This is a genomic window from Staphylococcus sp. GDB20D11A (assembly GCF_016893255.1).
In the GTDB taxonomy this organism is placed as follows: domain Bacteria; phylum Bacillota; class Bacilli; order Staphylococcales; family Staphylococcaceae; genus Staphylococcus; species Staphylococcus aureus.
Window position 1 is genome coordinate 158795 of the sequence record NZ_JAFEPJ010000018.1, and the last position, 20573, is coordinate 179367.

Consider the following 20573-nt stretch of genomic DNA (forward strand, 5'->3'; position numbering starts at 1 on the left):
AAAAGCAATCACCTTTTTAGGTTTACATAATATAAATATAGTAATTACGAAGCCTAAAACATTTTTATTAAAAGCAATAACTTCTTATTTAATATAAGGTCCGTCTTACTTTCAAATAACTACTGTTTAATATAGTTATTACCAATAAAGTGCTGTCTAACTAGATTGAGACTACAACTTAAAAAAGCTCCCTCACTAATTTGTGAGGGAGACAAAAATTATTTCGCATATTCTACTGCTCTAGTCTCTCGAACAACTGTCACCTTGATATGACCAGGATATTGTAATTCATCTTCAATCTGATTTTTAATATCTCTAGCCAATCGATAAGATTTTAAATCATCAATTTCTTCAGGAGATACAATCACTCGGATTTCTCTACCTGCCTGAATCGCAAATGCTTTTTCTACACCATCATAACTTTCTGATAACGTTTCTAAACGTTCTAATCGACGAATATAATTCTCTAATGTTTCTTTTCTTGCACCTGGACGAGCCGCAGACAATGCATCTGCAGCAGCAACAAGGATAGATATAATAGATGTAGGTTCAACATCACCATGGTGAGAATGGATTGCATTAATAACTGTTTCATTTTCACCATATTTTTTCGCTAATTCTACACCGATTTCAACATGACTACCTTCTACTTCATGATCAATTGCTTTACCAACATCATGTAAAAGTCCAGCTCGTTTCGCTAATGTCTCATCTTCGCCTAGCTCAGCAGCTAACATACTAGCAAGATGCGCAACTTCAATTGAATGTTTAAGTACATTTTGACCGTAACTTGTACGATAGTTTAAACGCCCTACAATTTTTACTAAGTCAGGATGCATATTATGTGCGTTCACTTCAAATGTAGCTTGTTCACCTGCTTCTCTAATAATATCGTCTACTTCTTTTCTAGCTTTTTCGACCATATCTTCAATTCTACCTGGATGAATACGTCCATCAGATACTAAGTTAACAAGTGCTGTTCTAGCAATTTCTCTTCTTATTGGATCAAAACCAGATAATATAACTGCTTCTGGTGTGTCATCAATAATTAAATCAATGCCAGTTAAAGTTTCAAGTGTGCGGATGTTTCGTCCTTCTCGTCCAATGATTCGACCTTTCATCTCATCATTAGGTAAGTTAACTACTGATACCGTTGATTCACTTGTGTGATCTGCTGCTAATCTTTGTACTGCTGTAGCTAATAATTCTTTTGCTGTTTTATCAACTTTTTCTTTAGCTTCTTTTTCTTTTTCTTTAACAAGTACTGCAATATCTTGTGACAGTTCTTCCTCTACTCTTTGAAGTTGCTCATTAATAGCTTCTTCTTGAGTGAGACCGGAGATGCGTTCTAATTCTTGTTCATGCTTCATTATTAACGTTTGAACACTACTCTCTTTTGCATCTACTTGTTGTTGTTTTTCTTCAATTTTTGATTCTTTTTGCTCTAAAATCTCATCTTTTTTATCTAATAGATCAGATTTACGCTCTAAGTTTTCTTCTTTTTGAAGAAGTCGGGTTTCTTGTCTTTGAAGTTCGCTACGTCTTTCACGTAGTTCTGCTTCAGTTTGTTCTCTTAGGATTTGGTTTTCTTCTTTTGCCTCAAGTAATTTCTCTTTTTTGATATTGTCAGCTTCTTTATGTGCTTGATTTACAATATCTTCGGCAGTTTGTCTAGCTTGTGATTGCTTTTGAAGCAACAAATTTCGGGCAACAACATACCCTCCAACAACTCCTAGAATGATCCCCAGCAAAATGAGTAGGAGGCTTAATAAATTCACACAAACACCTCCTTTTCTAGGGTTTGCTCTTTATATGAAATTCAATATGACTTTATGAAATTATATATAAATCATACAAATTAATTGTACGGTTTATAGGAGATAAGTGTCAAGTTATCAATTTGCACTTTTGCACTATATTGAATGCTATTTCTACTATTTTCTAAAGTTTTGAAGCTCGATTATAAAACTATTGATAATGTAATAATAAATAAAATAAAAAACCTTATAGTCTCGATTTGAAGTGCATCCCATAAAGTTAGATATTATTCCAGCTTTATGAGATGAATATCACTTTCAATCAATCCTATAAGGAAATTTGCTAAGTTTAACTATAGATATAAATTTGTGTACTATTCTTCGTCAAATAATGACTTTGGTGCATCTTCTGTTTCTTCAACATCACCATCAGATATACCTAATTTTTCTCTCAATTTACGATCAATTTCTTCTTTAATTTGTGGGTTTTCTTTCAAGTACATTTTAACATTTTCCTTACCTTGACCCATTCGTTCGCCATTGTAAGAATACCATGCTCCTGATTTATCAACGATGTCGTTTTCAACACCTAAATCAATAAGTTCACCCTCTTTAGAAATACCTTGTCCATACATAATATCAACTTCAGCTACTCTAAATGGTGGTGCCACTTTATTTTTAACGACTTTAATTTTAGTTCTATTACCTACAATTTCTTGTCCTTGTTTAAGCTGTTCTGCACGACGTACTTCTAGTCTTACTGAACTATAGAATTTTAATGCACGTCCACCTGGTGTAGTCTCTGGATTACCGAACATAACACCAACTTTTTCACGAATTTGGTTGATGAAAATAGCAGTTGTATTTGATTTAGAAATAGCACCTGAAAGTTTACGTAACGCTTGTGACATTAAACGAGCTTGTAAACCAACGTGAGTGTCTCCCATTTCTCCTTCAATTTCAGCTTTAGGTGTTAAAGCAGCAACTGAGTCTACAACTACAATATCAACTGCACCACTTCTAACAAATGCTTCGGCGATTTCAAGACCTTGTTCACCATGATCCGGTTGCGATAAATATAAATTATCGATATCTACGCCTAATGCTTGAGCATATTCTGGATCTAAAGCATGTTCAGCATCGATAAATGCTGCCACCCCGCCATTACTTTGTACTTCAGCAATAGCGTGAAGCGCTACTGTTGTCTTACCAGAACTTTCAGGACCATAAATTTCAATAATTCGTCCTTTAGGATATCCACCTACACCTAGCGCATTATCTAATGTAACTGAACCAGTTGATGTAGTTGAAACTCGGCGACCTATATTGTCACCCAACTTCATTACGGCACCTTTACCGAAAGATTTCTCCATATTTTTAATTACTGTATCTAAAGCTTTTTGACGATCGTTATCCAAAGCGAGACCTCCTAATTGAAATTGCTATCTTTTAATTATCTTACCAATACTATACAAGGATTCAAAATAAAATACAAGTGTTTTGCGAATATTTGTTCGTATAAAGTCTTGGAATCAAAACACAAAAAACGAACAAACGTGCTTATATTTTTATCGATAATACAATTAATTTGTTGTTCTAAGCCAATTTAATAATCTTATAAGCGCATAATTTTGACTTCTGTTCTTTAATAAATTTCTAGATTTAGACATTTTAAATTGCTCAGTTTTAAATTCTAAGTTATTATCATAGCCTATATGGACTACACCATCATACTCTAATAGAATAATTGCTGATGACACATTAAATAATTTATTAACAAATTGCACTGCATCTTTTAATTGCTGCTCAATAGGTTTATTAATATCAACAAATTTTTCATTGTGATTAATCATACCCTTTAGAACATCGTTTAAATCCACTTCTTTCAATCGATGATATAACGCACCATTAGTAATACCATCATATATTACAAAAGGTTCATGAATTTTCTTTATTACAGCTTGCTCAATTAATGTGTCATCTGAACCATAATAATATTCTCCAATACGATCAAGAATTTCTTGCTTAACAGGTTGAATCAATGATTGTGCTTGTTCTTTTGAGTCGGCATTTGCAGTCAATCTAATATATACTTCATGACTTCCTGCCAAAGGCGCAATCGTAGGATTAGTCTGTTTATCGATAAGATCTATTAATACTGTTTCTACTTTAGATTCACCTATTCCCGCAAATCTTAATAGTTCAGAGTGTATAATTCGATTATGGTTTATAAAATGTGACAACAATTCATTTTTTACCATTGGTTGCATTTCTTTCGGTGGACCTGGTAATAAAATAATTTGTTTGTTTTCAAAATTCACCATCATTCCTGGAGCCATGCCATGATGATTTGCTAATACAGTTGAACCTTCAATTACTAAAGCCTGTTGTTTATTATTAGGTGTCATTTCTTGTCCTTGTTCCTCAAAATAGCTTTCAATATATTTTAAAGAAGGCTCATCAATAACTAAATCTTTACCAACAATCTGGGCCACTGTATGCTTCGTTAAGTCATCTTTCGTAGGACCTAAGCCACCTGTTAAAATAACAGTATCATATTTTTCTAACGCATGACGTACACTTGATTCTAAACGTTTTTTATTATCTCCAATAACTTTATGTTCTAATACATTTTGTCCAATTTCATTAAATACTTTAGATAGAAATTGTCCATTGGTATTAGCGATTTGACCTAGCAATAGTTCTGAGCCTACAGCAATAATGGCAATTGACATTTATATCCCCCTTGTATCGTTTAATTCATTTTTTTCATGTATTCCATTTAAAAATTCACATCAATTTTAAATTCAATGTATCAGATGCTACAACACATTTTCCTAAAAAAATGAACAAATATTGTTTTACAATATATCATTATAAACAATTGCGTGGCTAATTTCTAAAATTGGGATTAAAAAAACTAGATTCCATATGAAAACGAAATCTAGTATAAACAAATATTTATTTTTGTTTAAAAACATCTCTACCTTTATAAAAGTATTCAATACCAGATAAGATAGTAAAAATAACGCCAATGTATAATAACATTTGTCCTAATGACAAACCAATCAATGTTGCCAATGGATCACCTAATAACAACCAAGTAATTGCTACCATAGTAACTGCTGTTTTAATTTTACCTAATTGACCAGCTGCACTTACGAATCCTTGTTCAATTTGTAGTAAACGTAAACCAGTTACGGCAAATTCTCTGGCAATAATAATGATTGCTACTACAGAATTTGTTAGTCCTAGTTGTACAAGTACAATTAAAGCACTTGCAACTAATAATTTATCCGCTAATGGATCCAAAAATTTCCCCATATTTGTAACTAAATTCCATTTTCTAGCTAAATAACCATCAACAAAATCGCTAAGGGAAGCCAATATAAAAATAAAACCACTGATTAATAACTCAATTCTTATTTCATATCCTCCTAGAAATGACACATTGCCAAATCCAAAATCAACTAACGCAAACAATATAAAAACTGGTATTAACACTACTCTAAAAACCGTAATCTGGTTCGGAATATTCATTATACATCCTCATTTCTCACTAATTTATTTCTGTTAAAATATTAAAACTAACATGATCCATAACAATAAAGTTATTAAAACTGTAATACCCATGATTACTAATAATTGTATTGGCTCTTTTGATTTACTCTTATAATCTAAGTCTTTATTATTATTGAAAACTGTAATTACTTCGTCCCATTCGGCTTGGTTTGATGGAATTTCATCTTGATGAGCTTGAATTAATTGGTTAGGTTCAATATTTACTACGCTTGCATATTTTCTAATAAATCCTTCGCTGTAATTTTTATTCGGTAGTTGATCGAATTCATTATTTTCAATATGCACTAGCATTTCACGTTTAATTCCAGTACGTTGCTCTAATTCTGTTAAAGTCATTCCTAACCTTTCACGTCTACCTTTTAGCGCTTCACCGACCGTTTTCAATTCATAGCCTCCTTACACTTACTCGAAGAAACCAAAACCACCACCAAATGGATCTCCAAAATCTAAATTATTCTTACTTTGGACTGTCTGTTTCTTCATTTCGTCGTAATGTATTTCTTGATTTTCATTTTCTCTCAATTCGATAATATAGTCAAAATCTTCCATTGTACAAGTACTTGTTTCAACAAATAAATCAGGATGTTCAACGACTTTGATTGATGGTAACGTCATAACTTCGTTAACAAGTTCTTGATGTTTTGGATTAGATTCTCTGGCAGTAACTGCACCATCAATAATATATACATGATTGGCATCATATTCCCCTTTAATTAGAGAGCTACGTACAGTTTGTTTTATTAAAGTAGAACTAATAAATAACCATCTCTTATGTGCACAAACACTTCCCGCAACAATTGATTCAGTTTTACCAACCCGTGGCATACCTCTAATGCCAATCAACTTATGACCTTCTTCTTTGAACAATTCAGCTAAAAAGTCTACTAACAAGCCTAAATCTTCACGCTCAAATCGAAAGGTTTTCTTATCTTTTGCATCTTGCTCAATATATCTACCATGTCTAACTGCAAGACGGTCTCTTAATTCTGGTTTTTTAAGCTTTGTTATTTCAATTTCATTTATACCACGAGCTATTTGCTCAAAACGTTCAACTTTTTCAAGGTTGTCTGTTTTAATTAAAAGGCCTCGTTTACCTTGATCAACACCATTAATTGTAACAATACTTATACCTAACATACCTAATAAACTAGATACATCACCTAAAAGACCCGGTCTATTAATTTCAATTTCGTATTCTAGGTACCATTCTTTTTTCTCTGCAACTGTCATGGTGAACCTCACCCCTTGTTTAATTAACAAATTATGATTCATTGTAATATTCATATTATAACATCAATCATAAAAACATTTGCTCATAAAAATAGTTCTATATTTTAAATATACCAAGCACCATTAACTTTCTGTATAGTTCCAGTAACACTTCTAGCATTTGGGTGATATAAATAGGCGCATGTATGAGCAACCTCACTCGGTAAAACCAATCGCTGTTGTGGTAATTCAGTTATCATTGCTTGAAGTTCATCTTCTTGCCACTCACTTGCCATATTACCAGCTACAAATCCAGGTGCGATAGCATTTACTGTCACTGATGTTAGTGCAAGCTCTTGACTAAGCGCCTTAACGAAACCTAATTGTGCACTTTTCATCGTCGAATAAATAGTTTCCATACTAGCTCCTGTCTCACCCCAAATTGATGAAATTACAATAATTCTTCCATTGTCACTTTGACGTAAAACATCAACGAAATATCTACATAATCGAATTAATTGCAACACATTCAACTGATAACATGCATCAATATCATGGTCTTTCATATCTTGTAAAACACCATATAAAGACTGACCACTTGCATATATTAAACAGTCTAATGATTTAATGTCACCAAATGTTTTGTCAATATCAATTGTTTGAGATAAATCCGCTTGTATAAAATGAACTTTATCATCATTAAATTTGCTAGTTAATTCATTTATATCAGTACGATAATATTGCACATAAACTTCAAATCCATCAGTTAATAATTGTTTGACTATCTCAGAACCAATTGAACCAGAACCACCTAATACTAATGCTTTCATTACTTTTTAATCTCCAAACGACTATCGACTTGCTGATCTAAATTTAAATATAACGATGACGTTTCATTAATACTATCTAACGTGATGTTTTCAACAATGTCTAACATGTCAAACACACTAACACCTTCAAAATACAATTTAGTATATTGATTAGCAATATATTCAGGTGAGTTTAAACTTGATATGAATTCACCTATAAATTGCTTTTTCAAAAGTTCAAATGCTTCTGCATCTTGGAAATTGCCTTTTTTATCACGCAACTCATCTAATAATAATTTTTTTAATTTATCTGGTTCTTCAGTAGCGCTTGTCACGATTGAAAAACTATACGTCGGCTCTAGTACAAATTGATAACCAAATGTATCATCGATAAGTCCTTCGTTTAATAAATTCTGATAAAAATCTGTTTCTTCCCCAAAAATTAACTCAAAGAATAATGACATTTCTAAATCACGTTGTACATATTTTTGAGGCGCTTCTTGTAATGGTTTATTTTTAAAACCAAGCATTAGTCTTGGTGATTGAATTTTCATAGATTCAGTAACAAATGCTTCTTTAACATCCTCCGGTTCATCAACGAGTCCTCGTTCGATTTTGGGTTGGTTAACTTTATTACGCGCATCCTCGTGTTGTTTTACTATTCGACATATTTCTTCTGGATTCACATCACCAACAACAAATAAAACCATATTTGATGGATGATAAAACGTTTCATAACATAGATACAAATCATCTTTTGTAATATCGTATATACTTTCTACACTACCGGCAATATCAACACGTATTGGATGTTGTTGATACATTGCACGCAATGTATTAAACATTAATTTATATCCAGGTTGTTCTTGATACATTTTTATTTCTTCTGCAATAATACCTTTTTCTTTATCAACAGTTTCTTTTGTAAAATAAGGCGTTTCAACCATTGTAAGTAAACGTTTAATGTTGTTTTCAATATTATCAGTTGCACTGAACAAGTAGCTTGTACGATCAAAGCTTGTAAACGCATTTGCTTGTGCATTATCTTCAGCAAACGCAGTAAATAAGTCTTCTTCTTCTTTTTCAAATAATTTATGTTCTAAAAAGTGAGCAACTCCATCAGGTACAGTAACAAATTGGTCTTGTCCAAGGGGTTTGAATTGATTATCTAATGAACCAAATTGTGTAGTGTAAGTGACAAATGTCTTTTGAAAACCTGGTTTGGGGATAATAAATAATCGTAAACCATTTTCTAATTCTTGTTCGAATACTCTTTCGTCTATTAATTCATAATAACGCTCTTTCATTATTTATCCCCTCCTTTTGTCAACACATAGATTGTATCTAAAAATGCTTTTTCAGCAACAGAAACAATATCTTCGCGACTTACCTTCTGTATATCATTTATAAATGTTTCTTTGCTTTGTGGTTGCTCTAATAATATTTGGTTATGCATAATCTCTATAATACTTTTCGGACGATCTTCAGATTCATATCGATGAGAAATAATTACTTTTTTAGCTAACTCTAATTTTTCTTCAGTGAAATCTCCTGCTTTTATTTTTTCAAATTCACTTATAATAGTGTCTTTTGCAGTTTCGTACTTATCACTTGAAACCCCACTCAAAACAAATAAATAGCCATTTTTGCCATCAATTTGTGAATGTATAGAGTACGCTAAACTTTGCTTTTCTCGCACTTCATTAAATAAAACAGATGAAGGATCTCCTCCAAACATCATGTTAAATACAACAAAGGCAGCATATCCACTTTGGCCATATTGTGTTGGAAAACGGTATCCCATATTTAATTTAGCTTGATCCACGTCATCATATTCAACAATATAATCAACTTCTTCATCATGTAAATCATGAGTAGAATGTTGGAATTGATGTTTATCGAATGGTTTAAGTGCAAATTTTTCACGTATTTGTTTCTCAACACTTTCAGGTTCTACATTGCCGACAACATAAACAGAACATTGATCATTATTAATCATTGATTGATATGTATGATATAGTGTTTCAGCAGTAATATGTGGGATTTGTTCTAGTTGTCCTGTAGATAAGTATTTGTATGCTTCATTTTCAAACATATGGTCGAGTAATTTTAAAAACGAATATTGTGCTTTGTTATCTACCATTGCTTCTATTTTTTTGGCTAATAATGTTTTCTCTTGGTTAACAAAATTATCATTGAATGCTTTATTTTCAATTAATGGATTCCAAATGATTTCTTGTAATAAATCTAATCCTTGATTAAATAATGATTCACCGTTTCTTAAATAACGTTCATTAACAATTTCTAATGAAAATGTAATGACATGCTGATCTTTGAATTTTGAAATTGTACTATTCACATACGCACCATATAAATCGGCTAAGTGATTATTAAACGACTTATCAGTTGGCCATTTCTTAGTTGCTCGAACTAATAATTTGCTTAATAATGATCTAGCTGTTATTGTGTCATATTCTAAAGGTGCCATAAATTTAAAAACTATAGTAGTTGTTTTAAATTTAGTTGTTGGTGAAACTTTGATATGTATATTTGGTTGAGATTGTCTACTCAAATATATAGCCTCCTCTATATCTTCTTAAATCTATATTTTTCTAGTGATTTTAAATTGAACTAAGCTATTTTTCATATAATTTAATGAATACAAAATAGGTTCATCTAATTCATTGTAGTGCGTAATTTTTAATAAAATCAAACCTTCGTGTGGCGAAGCATTAAGTACTTCGGATATTCGAGGTTCATAATTTACCGCTTCAATTTCTGTATCAGCGTAACAAATATTATGATTACTTTGTTCTTTTATCGCACTTAGTATCGATCCATTGCTCATTTGATACTCTGTACATGTTAATTCTTTTTTAGCAATTTTATCTAAACAATAGACGACCGGTTCTCCATCGGCAGTTCGTAATCGTTCTATAATGGTTACTGGATATCCTTCTTCAACGCTCAACAAATTTGCATCTAACATAGTTGCTGGTTGCTCATCAAAATTTAAGTATTCAGTTCCGCATTCAAATCCTGCATTTTTAATCATTTGCCCAATACTTATAAGTTCATTCAATGGATAAAAGAAAGGGGGCAGTGACTTAACACTTGTGCCCTCTTCAAAATTATCTTTAATGACTTGTTCAGTAATCAATGCCTGAATTGCTTCATAAACATCGTCGGTTTTTACATTTAATTCTCTGGCAATTGATAAATTACTTGGAAGTTGGTCACCATATTCCAATTTATTTTGCTTAATCAAATTTAAAATGTATTGTTTAACGTTATATACCGCATTCATTTCTGACATTTTTTACACCTCGTCATTATTAAGATCTATTAAAACTTGTCTAGGCTTGCTTCCTTTTTGTGGACCGATTACCTGATTGCGTTCTAAATCATCCATCAACCTAGATGCTCTATTATAACCAATTCTAAATTGGCGTTGTAACAATGATGTACTTGCCTTTTGTTGTTCAACAACAAACAAATACGCTTCATCATATAAAGCATCTTCACTTTTCATTTCCGATTTATCCACTGGTGCATCTGGTTCCATTTCTTTTACATAATTTGCCTGTTGTTGTTCTACTACATAATTTACAACATCTTGCACCTCTTGGTCACTTAAAAACGCCCCTTGAATACGTGTTTGTGATGAGTCACCATTTCCAACGTATAACATGTCACCTTTACCAAGTAACTTTTCTGCGCCGCCAGTACCAATAATAGTTCTTGAATCTGTTTGAGAACTCACAGCAAAAGCAATTCTAGATGGAATATTATTTTTAATGATACCTGTAATTACATCCACAGAAGGTCTTTGTGTCGCTACAATCAAATGTATACCTGCTGCACGTGCCATTTGTGTGATACGTTGAATCGCATTTTCAACTTCTTTACCAGCTACCATCATTAAATCTGCAAGCTCATCTACAATAACAACGATATAAGGTAATTCTGGTTGCTTCTCATCTAATTCTTGATTTTGCTTACGGATTAATTCGTTATAACCTTTAATATTTCTAGTTGATGAATGTTGGAATAAATCATAACGTCTTTCCATCTCAGCTACAATTTTTTCTAAAGCTTGAGCAGCTTTATGAGGATTTGTAACAACCGGAATTAATAAATGTGGAATTCCGTTATAAACATTTAGTTCAACCATTTTCGGATCGATTAACATAAGTTTAACTTCATGCGGCTTAGCATTTAATAAAATACTTGTAATAATACCATTTATACAAACAGATTTACCACTACCCGTCGATCCTGCCACCAATAAGTGTGGCATTTCATTTAGTGGAACAGTAATTGGATCACCTGATATATCTCTTCCTAATCCAACTTCTAGTTTATTATTAGACGGGAATTTTTCATCTAAAACTTCTTTTAGTGAAACTAATGAAATTTTCTCATTTGGCACTTCAATACCTACTGCAGAGCGACCAGGTATTGGCGCTTCGATTCTAACATCTTTTGCTGCTAAAGCTAATGCAATATCATTATGCAAGTTTACAATTTTACTCACTTTAACCCCTTGAGCTGGTTGAATTTCATATTGAGTTACTGCAGGACCAATTTTAATTTGTGTCACTTTTGCATTTACCCCAAAATCTTTTAATGTATTCTCTAGTACTTGTCCTTTACGTTGTACTTCAGCTTTAGATGTTGCTTTTTGTTTTGCAGGTTGATTAAGTAAAGTTAACGGTGGAACAACATACGATACATTCGTAACTTCACCAGCTTCTTCAATAGTATTTTCACTTTCAACACTGTTATGAGTTTGTTCTGTTAATTGCTCTTGCTGATCTGCTTGATGATGATTTACGATGTTATTCGAACTATTCTCTGCATCAAACACTCGCTTTTTTCGACTTGGTTGACTCTGGCTTTTACTTTCATTTTCAGTATGCCCATAAATTGGAATATCTCTTTCTTGAGGCACTTCCGTAAAATCACTCACATCTTTTATTTGTGGCTGTTCATTTTGACGTGCCTTTTGTTCTTCTTTAAGTCTCGCTTTTTCTTCACGCTTCAATTGTTTTTCTTGGTTTCTTTCCGACATTTTTTCATTAAATGAACCAAACCAAGCTTTTATATTTTCCAGTACAACTTTTGCAACATCACGATGTTGATGGTTTGTTAATAAAATAACACTTGAGCATAATAATAAAATAGTAATAATACATACACCAAATAGTGAAATTAAAGGTACGCTTAACTCTAATAAATAAAAGCCTAATACACCGCCACCAAAATTTGGAAAATGACTGTGTTGGTATGACTGATACACATAAGAAAGCACAGGTTCTCTTTCAGCTTTGATACCACTATTAAAATGAAAAACTAACTGTGATACAAATAGCAATGCAATTTGCAATACAATCGAACCAGCCGTTCGTCTAGTTTTAGGAATACGTTTAGAGTATGTAATAAAACCAGTTGCTAAGAGTACTAAAATATATGTTAAATATCTACTGTACCCAAATAAATAATTAAAGAAGCTGTCAATTAGACGACCTATTATTCCTAATTGGAAAACACCCAACACCATTAATACAACTACTAAAATAGCTATGACATAACGTATCGGATTATCATTCTTCTTTTTCCTCGAATTTGTTCTTTTTTTTGATGTTGTTTTTTTCTTAGCTGTCGATTTCTTTTTTGCTTGTGCCAATTGACGCACCTCCTTATGTTACCTTAGTTAAAACGACGTTATTATATATAATTTCCTATTTGATGTTTAGAATATGTAGTCCAAACAGACGATGAAAGAGGTTAGAACAATATCATCTATGTATCAATTTACTTAAGATAACAGATTAATCGTTACCCCTTTCAATTGACCATCATAAAATATAAGTAAATTGTCCATGACAACCATTATATTTCGGTGACTTGTTCTGACCTCTTTTATGTTAATGACTTTTTGATTAAATTTCAGAAATTACTGGAATAATCATAGGACGACGTTTTGTACTTTCGAATAATAGTTTACTAATTTGATCACGCATATTTTGCTTAATTTCAGACCATTCTATGCGTTTTTCTTGTAAACCAGCTTCTACTATTTCACGTACTTTCTCTTCTGCTTCACGTAATAAGTCTTCACTTTCACGTACATATACAAATCCACGAGATTGAATTTCAGGTCCCGCAGCTATACGTCTATTTTTAGGATCTAACGTTACTACAGCAATAAAGATACCATCTTCTGCTAAAAGATGACGGTCTCTCAACACGATATTTCCTACATCCCCAATACCAATACCATCTATTAAAATATTTCCTGAATTTACCTTTTCATTTAATATCATATCTTTACCGTTGTAATTAATGACATCTCCTTTTTCCACAAGGAAAATCTTTTCTGGTGCAACACCTGCTTCAGCTGCTAGCTTCGCATGTGCTATCTGCATTTTAAATTCACCTTGTACAGGAATAAAGTATTCAGGTTTCATAATATTAATCATCATTTTTAATTCTTCCATGCAACCATGACTTGAAGCATGAATCTTCTTGTTATTTGGAATAATATGTGCGCCAGCACGTACAAGCTCATTTAATGTATTCGCAATGATAACTTCCATATTAGCAGAAGCCGTAATTGCTAAAAATACAGAATCGCCTTCTTCGATATTCATAATTTTATGCTTATGTTGCGCCATTTGACTTAAGGCTTCTACAGGTTCTCCTTGCATACCAGTAGCTATAATTATCACTTCATTTTTAGGATAATTATCAACTTCTGTTATAGGAATTAGCAAATCTTTAGGAATGTCGAAATACCCCATTTTACGAGCAATATTAAATGAACTTTCAAGTGATCTTCCTAAAAATGACACTTTACGATTTAGCTTGCTAGCAATATTTAAAACTTGCTGAATACGTATAAAGTTCGAAGCATAACATGAAACTATCAAGCGACCTCGCACTTTTGCAAAAGCATCATACATATGATGTTCAATCACATTTTCCGGAGTATTATATCCAGGTTTCTCTGCCTCAGTAGAATCACTGATTAAGACAAATACGCCTTCTTCACCAATCTCTGCCATACGTTTAATATCTGGTGCATAATGTCCATGTAAACTTTGGTCAAACTTAAATTCACCTGTATACACAATGGCACCATATGAAGTGTGAATACAAACACCTAAACTATCAGGAATACTGTGTGTCGTATTAAAGAAACTAATATTCACGTTTTTGAATCTCATAATTGAATCATTATTAACTGTATAGTAGCGAACTTTTTTATCAATATTACGGGCTTTCATATTTTCTTTAATTAACGCTATTGTCAATTTAGATCCATATACTGGTGCATCTAATTGTTCTAAAACATAACTCACTGCACCAATCGCGTGCTCATGTCCGTGTGTAAGGAATATACCCTTCAATTTATCTTTATTTTCAAGTACGTATGAAATGTCTGGTATAACAATATCAATACCTAGCATTTCGTCTTCTGGAAACATAAGTCCAGCATCTAACATAAACATTTCATCGTCTACTTCAACGATATACATATTTTTAGCAATTTCGCCAACACCGCCTAATGGTATAATGCGAATATCTTTATTCTTTTTCTTTATTAAACTCAAAATCTTACCTCCTAAATTTGTTACCCGTCCATATATAAACTCACTATTCATTATAAGTTAAAAAACACTTGATGTACACTATTAACCACTATACATACAGGATAATTAACAGTTGCACACAAAATAATAAAGCGTTTTAAAATGTTCAATGCAACAAATTCAAAATGGGTCACTTCGTAAAAAATGGCATAAAAAAAATCACATGACGATACATTGTCGTCATATGACTTTAAATATTATTCTTCTAATGCTCTGTGTGATGCATTTACTCGACCTTGTTTATCAATTTCAGTAATCTTAACTTCAATTGTGTCACCGATTTTTAATACATCTTCCACTTTTTCAATTCTATTTTTTGAAATTTGTGAAATGTGAAGCAACGCATCTTTACCCGGGAATAGGCCTACAAACGCACCGTATTTTTCAATACGTTTAACAGTGGCTTGATAAGTTTGACCTACTTCCGCTTCACGTGTAATTTCCTCAATGATTTCACGAGCACGATTTATCATAGCTTGATCAACGGCACCAATAAAGATAGTACCATCTTGTTCAATATCTAATTTAACGCCTGTTTCATCAATAATTTCGTTGATTTTTTTACCACCAGGTCCGATAACATCTCTAATCTTATCTGGTTTAATTGTCATAGTTACAACTTTTGGCGCGTAAGCACTTAATTCAGTACGTGGTTGATCAATTGTTTGTAACATATGATTCATTATTTCTAAACGACCACGTCTCGCTTGTTCTAGAGCCTCTTCGATAATTTCACGTGTTAAACCGTCAATTTTAATATCCATTTGGATTGCTGTAATACCTTCTTTAGTACCAGCGACTTTAAAGTCCATATCACCTAATGCATCTTCCATACCTTGGATATCAGTTAAAATCGTATAGCTATCTTCACGTGTAACAAGGCCCATAGCAATACCAGCAACTGGTGCTTTAATCGGTACGCCCGCATCCATTAAAGCTAATGTTGATCCACAAATTGACGCTTGAGATGATGAACCGTTTGATTCAAGTACCTCACTTACAATACGAATTGTATATGGGAAATCAGCAGTATCAGGAATAATATATTTTAATGCTCTTTCACCTAACGCACCATGTCCAATTTCACGACGACCTGGCGCACGTACTGGACCAGTTTCACCTACTGAAAAATTTGGGAAGTTATAATGATGCATGAATCTTTTTTCTTCTTCAGGTCCTAAACCATCAATTAATTGATAATCGCCTAAAGCACCTAACGTTAAAACTGAAAGTGCTTGAGTCTGACCACGTGTAAATAGACCTGAACCATGCGTTCTAGGTAAAATACCAACTTCAGAATCTAATGGACGGATTTCATCAGGTTTACGGCCGTCTGGTCTAATTTTTTCATCTGCAATTAAACGTCGAACTTCTTCTTTCACTAATTCATTTAAAATTGCATAAACTTCTTTAATAAGTAATTCATTCTCTGGATCTTCTTCATCGATAAATTCATTGACGATTTCTTCTTTTAAGTTATCAAGATTTTCATCTCGTTGTTGTTTATCAAATGTTAAAACTGTTTCTTTAAGTCCTTTTTCTTCGGTTAAAGATTTTATACGTTCAACTAGCGCTTCATCACGCTCTGCTGGAATAAATTCTTGTTTAACAGGTTGAATGTGGTCGACGATTTGTTGTTGGAAATCAACTAAACGTTGAATCTCTTCATGACCAAAGAAAATCGCCTCTAACATTTCTTGTTCAGTAATCTCACTAGCGCCTGCCTCTACCATGTTTACTGCATCTTTATGACCAGCTACTTCAAGGTCTAAACGAGAAACTTCTTTTTCTTCTACTGTTGGGTTAATGATATATTTACCGTCAATATAACCCACATTTACACCGGCGATTGGCCCTTGGAATGGAATATCCGACACACTAAGCGCCATAGATGAACCAATCATTGCAGCCATTTGTGGTGAACAATCAGGATCTGCACTTAATACCATGTTCATAATTTGAACATCATGTTTATATCCTTTAGGGAATAAAGGTCTAATTGGTCTATCAATTAATCGCGCAGTTAATGTTGCATCGTCACCAGGACGTCCTTCTCTCTTTTTAAATCCACCAGGAATTTTACCCGCAGCGTACATTTTTTCTTCATAGTTCACTGTTAATGGGAAGAAATCTCCATCACGAGGTTCTTTTGATGCAGTTGCCGTCGATAACACGACTGTATCTCCATAACGAACCAATACAGCGCCATTTGCTTGTTTAGCTAATTGCCCTGTTTCAATCGTTAAAGATCTTCCTGCCCATTCAGTTTTAAAAACTTTCTTTTCTTGAGACATTATAAATCTCCTCTCTTGAATCTAATAGTTATATCATATCATTTATTATCGTATTTTAATATTAGTTATAAAATATTGAATTGGAAAAAAGAGAGCGGGATATCCATCTATTATTTACAAAATAGACTTATCGTCCCACCCTTATCAGTATAAATATAAGTTATATTTTTTAAAAAACATACTTTATTTTTAATATCTTGATTATTACTCTAGGTGTACTTATATCATCTTTATCTCATTGTAACCTTATTATTCACTCAATATTAGCTTAACATATAATAAATGTTAATATTTGTAAAAAGCTTTTTTAATATAAATTAAGGTTGGAACATAAATATGCCCCAACCTCAAAGACGTCATATTAAGATTAACGACGGATACCAAGTGATTTAATTAATTCACGGTAACGTTGAATATCTTTACTACGTAAGTAGTTTAATAAATGTCTACGACGACCTACCATTTTTAATAATCCACGACGTGAATGGTGGTCTTTTTTGTGTGTACGTAAGTGTTCGTTTACTGCGTTGATTTCTGCAGTAAGTACAGCGATTTGTACTTCTGGTGAACCAGTATCAGTTTCGTGTACACGGTATTCTTTAATGATTTCGTTTTTACGTTCTTGTGAAATTGCCATAATCAATTTCCTCCTTAAAATGTTTGAATACTCCTTAATCCGAGTTAGGCGTTGGAGATTCGACCTACTAAGAAAAAGGTGTGGTATAGATTGTTTATATAACTATACGCAACTCTAAATATTATAAGCTACTTCATCACCAAAATCAACTGCTAATAAATATTTAGCACGCGATTTATCATCGTTCATTTGTTTAACTAATGGGTCGATACCATCAAATTTAATCTCAGGACGTAAGAAATGATGCCAATTCACGTTCACTCGTTCACCATAAATATTATCCTCAAAGTCAAAGATATTCACTTCGATGACAACTTCTGCTTTGTTAGGATCATGAAATGTTGGCTTTACACCTATGTTAGCTACCCCTCGATATAATTTATTTTCAGTGCCGATTTCAATACTAACGGCATAAACACCTTTACGAGGTAACAAATAATCATCACTAGGTTGAATGTTAGCTGTTGGGAAGCCAATAGTTCTTCCCCTTTTTTCACCTTGCACTACAGTGCCTTTAATAGAATAAATATAGCCTAAAGCATCATTCGCTTTTTGCAACTCACCATTGATTAAATCTTGACGAATAGAAGTTGTAGAAATTTTTTCATTTTCAATTTCTTGTTTACTCACAATTGTCGTATTAAACGCATCATATTCTTGAAGAACAGTCATATTACCTTTTCCAAATTTACCAAAAGTAAAATCAAAACCAGCAATGACTTCTTTTACTTTATTTTTAATTATATAATTTTCAACAAAATCTTCAACGCTCACATTAGCAAACCTAGATGAAAAATTAACCACTATACAATAATCAATATCATGTTGGCTAATTTTTTCGATTTTATCTGAAAGTGGTGTTAAATACGTTGTTCGTTTTCTTTTAGGATTCAACACGACAGACGGATGCGGATCAAATGTCATCACCGCTTTTTTTAAACTGCGTGCCTCAGCTATTTCGTTTAATATATCAAAGACTTTGTCATGACCTTTATGCATGCCATCGAAAAATCCGAATGCCATTGCAACATCCTCTGTAATATACTGTTTAGATTGTATAGGATGTGTCACTTCTATGACTTTCATAAATTCTATCTCCTTTAATTAAAGACTTTTTTAGGTTTAATTTCTGATTCTTTTGTAGGGTGTACCATATAAATTGCTAATACTTTTTCTGAATCATCATCAATAAATACAATTTGGTCTTTAATTTTGTTATCAAATTCATTTTTATTAAATTTCTGCCCATTTAAAATACGTTTTTTTATGTGCGAATCTTTAATTTTAATGCTTGGCAAACCCTTTAATCCATATTCTAAAGGAAACAATTTATTTTGCAATGAATCCTGCTCATGAAGTTCTTTTATTTGTTCTAATGTAAGGCTATCTTTCAACACAAATCCACCAGACTCAATTCGCGTTAATTTCGACATATGTGCCGGAAAGCCTAATTTCACACCGATATCAGTCGCTAACGTTCTAATATATGTACCTTTGCCACAGATGACACGTATTTTAAAGTGACACTCATTTTCTTTAAAATCTAATTCAGATATACGCCCAATGTCTTTAATATTAACTTTACGCTTTGGTCTTTCAACTGTTTCATTATTACGCGCATATTCATATAATTTTTTACCATTCACCTTGACTGATGAATACATTGGCGGAATTTGTTCAATAACACCTTTAAAATTTTCTAACAAGCGGTCAATATCGTCATTGTTGAAATCAGCTGAATGTACATCCTTCATTTCCAATGTATCACCCGTTTGATCTTCAGTCGTTGTGCTTCTTCCTATCGATACAGTTGCTTCATAAGCTTTGCCCATATCCATAACATAATCACTAACTCTCGTTGCATTACCTATACATACCGGTAACACGCCTGCAACTTCAGGATCAAGCGTACCAGTGTGCCCTATTTTTTTAGTCTTTAAAATTTTACGCAATTTGAATACGACGTCATGACTTGTTAAACCACGTTCTTTATATACTGGTAATATACCGTTATACATGTTGTCACCTTCTTTTTTAAAAATATATTTTAATAGCGTATTAACTGAATTTATTCATAAAAAAACTGGAAAATGTTAACTATTTCTACACATCTATGTATTAACTGTTTAATGTTAATATACCGATATTAAGAAATTATCAAACATTTTCCAGATACCTAACACTAAATTATCTATCTTGTTTGTGTAAATCTTGAATCATTCGTTCAATTTTATTACCATATTCGATTGATTGATCATATTCATACATTAATTCCGGCATAATACGTAATCGCATTCTAGAACCTAATTCAGACTTAATGAAGCCTTTTGCTTTATCAAGTGCTTTAAATGTATTTTCTACTTCTTTATCGTTACCTAATACAGTTAAAAATACTTTAGCCTGCGATAAATCATTTGTTAAAACAACATCTGTAATTGTAATAAAACCAACTCGAGGATCTTTGACTTTATTGTTGATGATATCCATTAATTCCTTCTTCATTTGTTCACCAACACGTTCTGCTCTCATACTGCTCATTCTTGTCACCTCTTTATCTTTAAGTTCAATTGTTATTTGCATTTTTAGTGTAACAATGCTTAAACAATTATTTTAGCTCACACGTTATT

At 32.5% G+C, this 20573-nt stretch carries 17 protein-coding genes; all 17 read right to left on the minus strand.

The window, feature by feature from the left end; translation table 11 throughout:
* Positions 1–218 precede the first annotated feature (218 nt).
* The 17 genes from rny to rbfA all read right to left on the minus strand — a co-directional run bounded on the left by rny (position 219) and on the right by rbfA (position 20484).
* Positions 219–1778 (minus strand): ribonuclease Y, encoded by a 1560-nt coding sequence (gene rny, locus JV528_RS11350; RefSeq protein WP_001050913.1) that lies wholly within the window; start codon positions 1776–1778, stop codon positions 219–221.
* 353 nt (positions 1779–2131) lie between these two features.
* Complete coding sequence (gene recA / locus JV528_RS11355; protein WP_000368166.1) at positions 2132–3175, minus strand: recombinase RecA; 1044 nt, start codon at positions 3173–3175, stop codon at positions 2132–2134.
* A 165-nt stretch (positions 3176–3340) separates the two neighbouring features.
* Positions 3341–4492, minus strand: a complete 1152-nt coding sequence (locus JV528_RS11360; protein WP_000020352.1) for a CinA family nicotinamide mononucleotide deamidase-related protein — start codon at positions 4490–4492, stop codon at positions 3341–3343.
* 226 nt (positions 4493–4718) lie between these two features.
* The gene (pgsA, locus tag JV528_RS11365) at positions 4719–5297 is read right to left on the minus strand and encodes a CDP-diacylglycerol--glycerol-3-phosphate 3-phosphatidyltransferase (protein WP_001025095.1); all 579 of its coding nucleotides are present in this window, start codon (positions 5295–5297) and stop codon (positions 4719–4721) included.
* 33 nt (positions 5298–5330) lie between these two features.
* Entirely contained in the window at positions 5331–5723 is a 393-nt protein-coding gene (locus tag JV528_RS11370) for a helix-turn-helix domain-containing protein (protein ID WP_000859443.1), read from the minus strand.
* Between the two features lie 18 nt (positions 5724–5741).
* Positions 5742–6569, minus strand: a complete 828-nt coding sequence (locus tag JV528_RS11375) for a YmfK family protein (RefSeq protein WP_000214889.1) — start codon at positions 6567–6569, stop codon at positions 5742–5744.
* Between the two features lie 104 nt (positions 6570–6673).
* Positions 6674–7378, minus strand: coding sequence for an elongation factor P 5-aminopentanone reductase (gene ymfI, locus JV528_RS11380; RefSeq protein ID WP_000646222.1), 705 nt, complete (start codon positions 7376–7378; stop codon positions 6674–6676).
* Positions 7378–8664: an EF-P 5-aminopentanol modification-associated protein YfmH gene (yfmH, locus tag JV528_RS11385; protein ID WP_000664769.1), complete on the minus strand. Its 1287-nt coding sequence runs from the start codon at positions 8662–8664 to the stop codon at positions 7378–7380. Before yfmH ends, ymfI begins: the two co-directional genes overlap by 1 nt.
* A complete protein-coding gene (yfmF, locus tag JV528_RS11390; RefSeq protein WP_000089937.1) occupies positions 8664–9929 on the minus strand; it encodes an EF-P 5-aminopentanol modification-associated protein YfmF in 1266 nt (421 codons plus the stop codon). Before yfmF ends, yfmH begins: the two co-directional genes overlap by 1 nt.
* A gap of 30 nt (positions 9930–9959) precedes the next feature.
* The gene (locus JV528_RS11395; protein ID WP_001293306.1) at positions 9960–10673 is read right to left on the minus strand and encodes a GntR family transcriptional regulator; all 714 of its coding nucleotides are present in this window, start codon (positions 10671–10673) and stop codon (positions 9960–9962) included.
* Positions 10674–10676: 3 nt separating this feature from the next.
* On the minus strand, positions 10677–13046 hold the full coding sequence (locus JV528_RS11400; RefSeq protein WP_000035765.1) for an FtsK/SpoIIIE family DNA translocase: 2370 nt from the start codon (positions 13044–13046) through the stop codon (positions 10677–10679).
* 256 nt (positions 13047–13302) lie between these two features.
* Complete coding sequence (rnjB, locus tag JV528_RS11405) at positions 13303–14976, minus strand: ribonuclease J2 (RefSeq protein WP_000052590.1); 1674 nt, start codon at positions 14974–14976, stop codon at positions 13303–13305.
* Between the two features lie 236 nt (positions 14977–15212).
* On the minus strand, positions 15213–17309 hold the full coding sequence (pnp, locus tag JV528_RS11410; RefSeq protein WP_000076685.1) for a polyribonucleotide nucleotidyltransferase: 2097 nt from the start codon (positions 17307–17309) through the stop codon (positions 15213–15215).
* Positions 17310–17676: 367 nt separating this feature from the next.
* On the minus strand, positions 17677–17946 hold the full coding sequence (rpsO, locus tag JV528_RS11415; protein ID WP_001018328.1) for a 30S ribosomal protein S15: 270 nt from the start codon (positions 17944–17946) through the stop codon (positions 17677–17679).
* A 114-nt stretch (positions 17947–18060) separates the two neighbouring features.
* Positions 18061–19032 (minus strand): riboflavin biosynthesis protein RibF, encoded by a 972-nt coding sequence (gene ribF / locus JV528_RS11420; protein WP_000864178.1) that lies wholly within the window; start codon positions 19030–19032, stop codon positions 18061–18063.
* 14 nt (positions 19033–19046) lie between these two features.
* Entirely contained in the window at positions 19047–19964 is a 918-nt protein-coding gene (truB, locus tag JV528_RS11425) for a tRNA pseudouridine(55) synthase TruB (protein ID WP_000282294.1), read from the minus strand.
* A 169-nt stretch (positions 19965–20133) separates the two neighbouring features.
* On the minus strand, positions 20134–20484 hold the full coding sequence (rbfA, locus tag JV528_RS11430) for a 30S ribosome-binding factor RbfA (protein WP_000097322.1): 351 nt from the start codon (positions 20482–20484) through the stop codon (positions 20134–20136).
* Between the last annotated feature and the right edge of the window lie 89 nt (positions 20485–20573).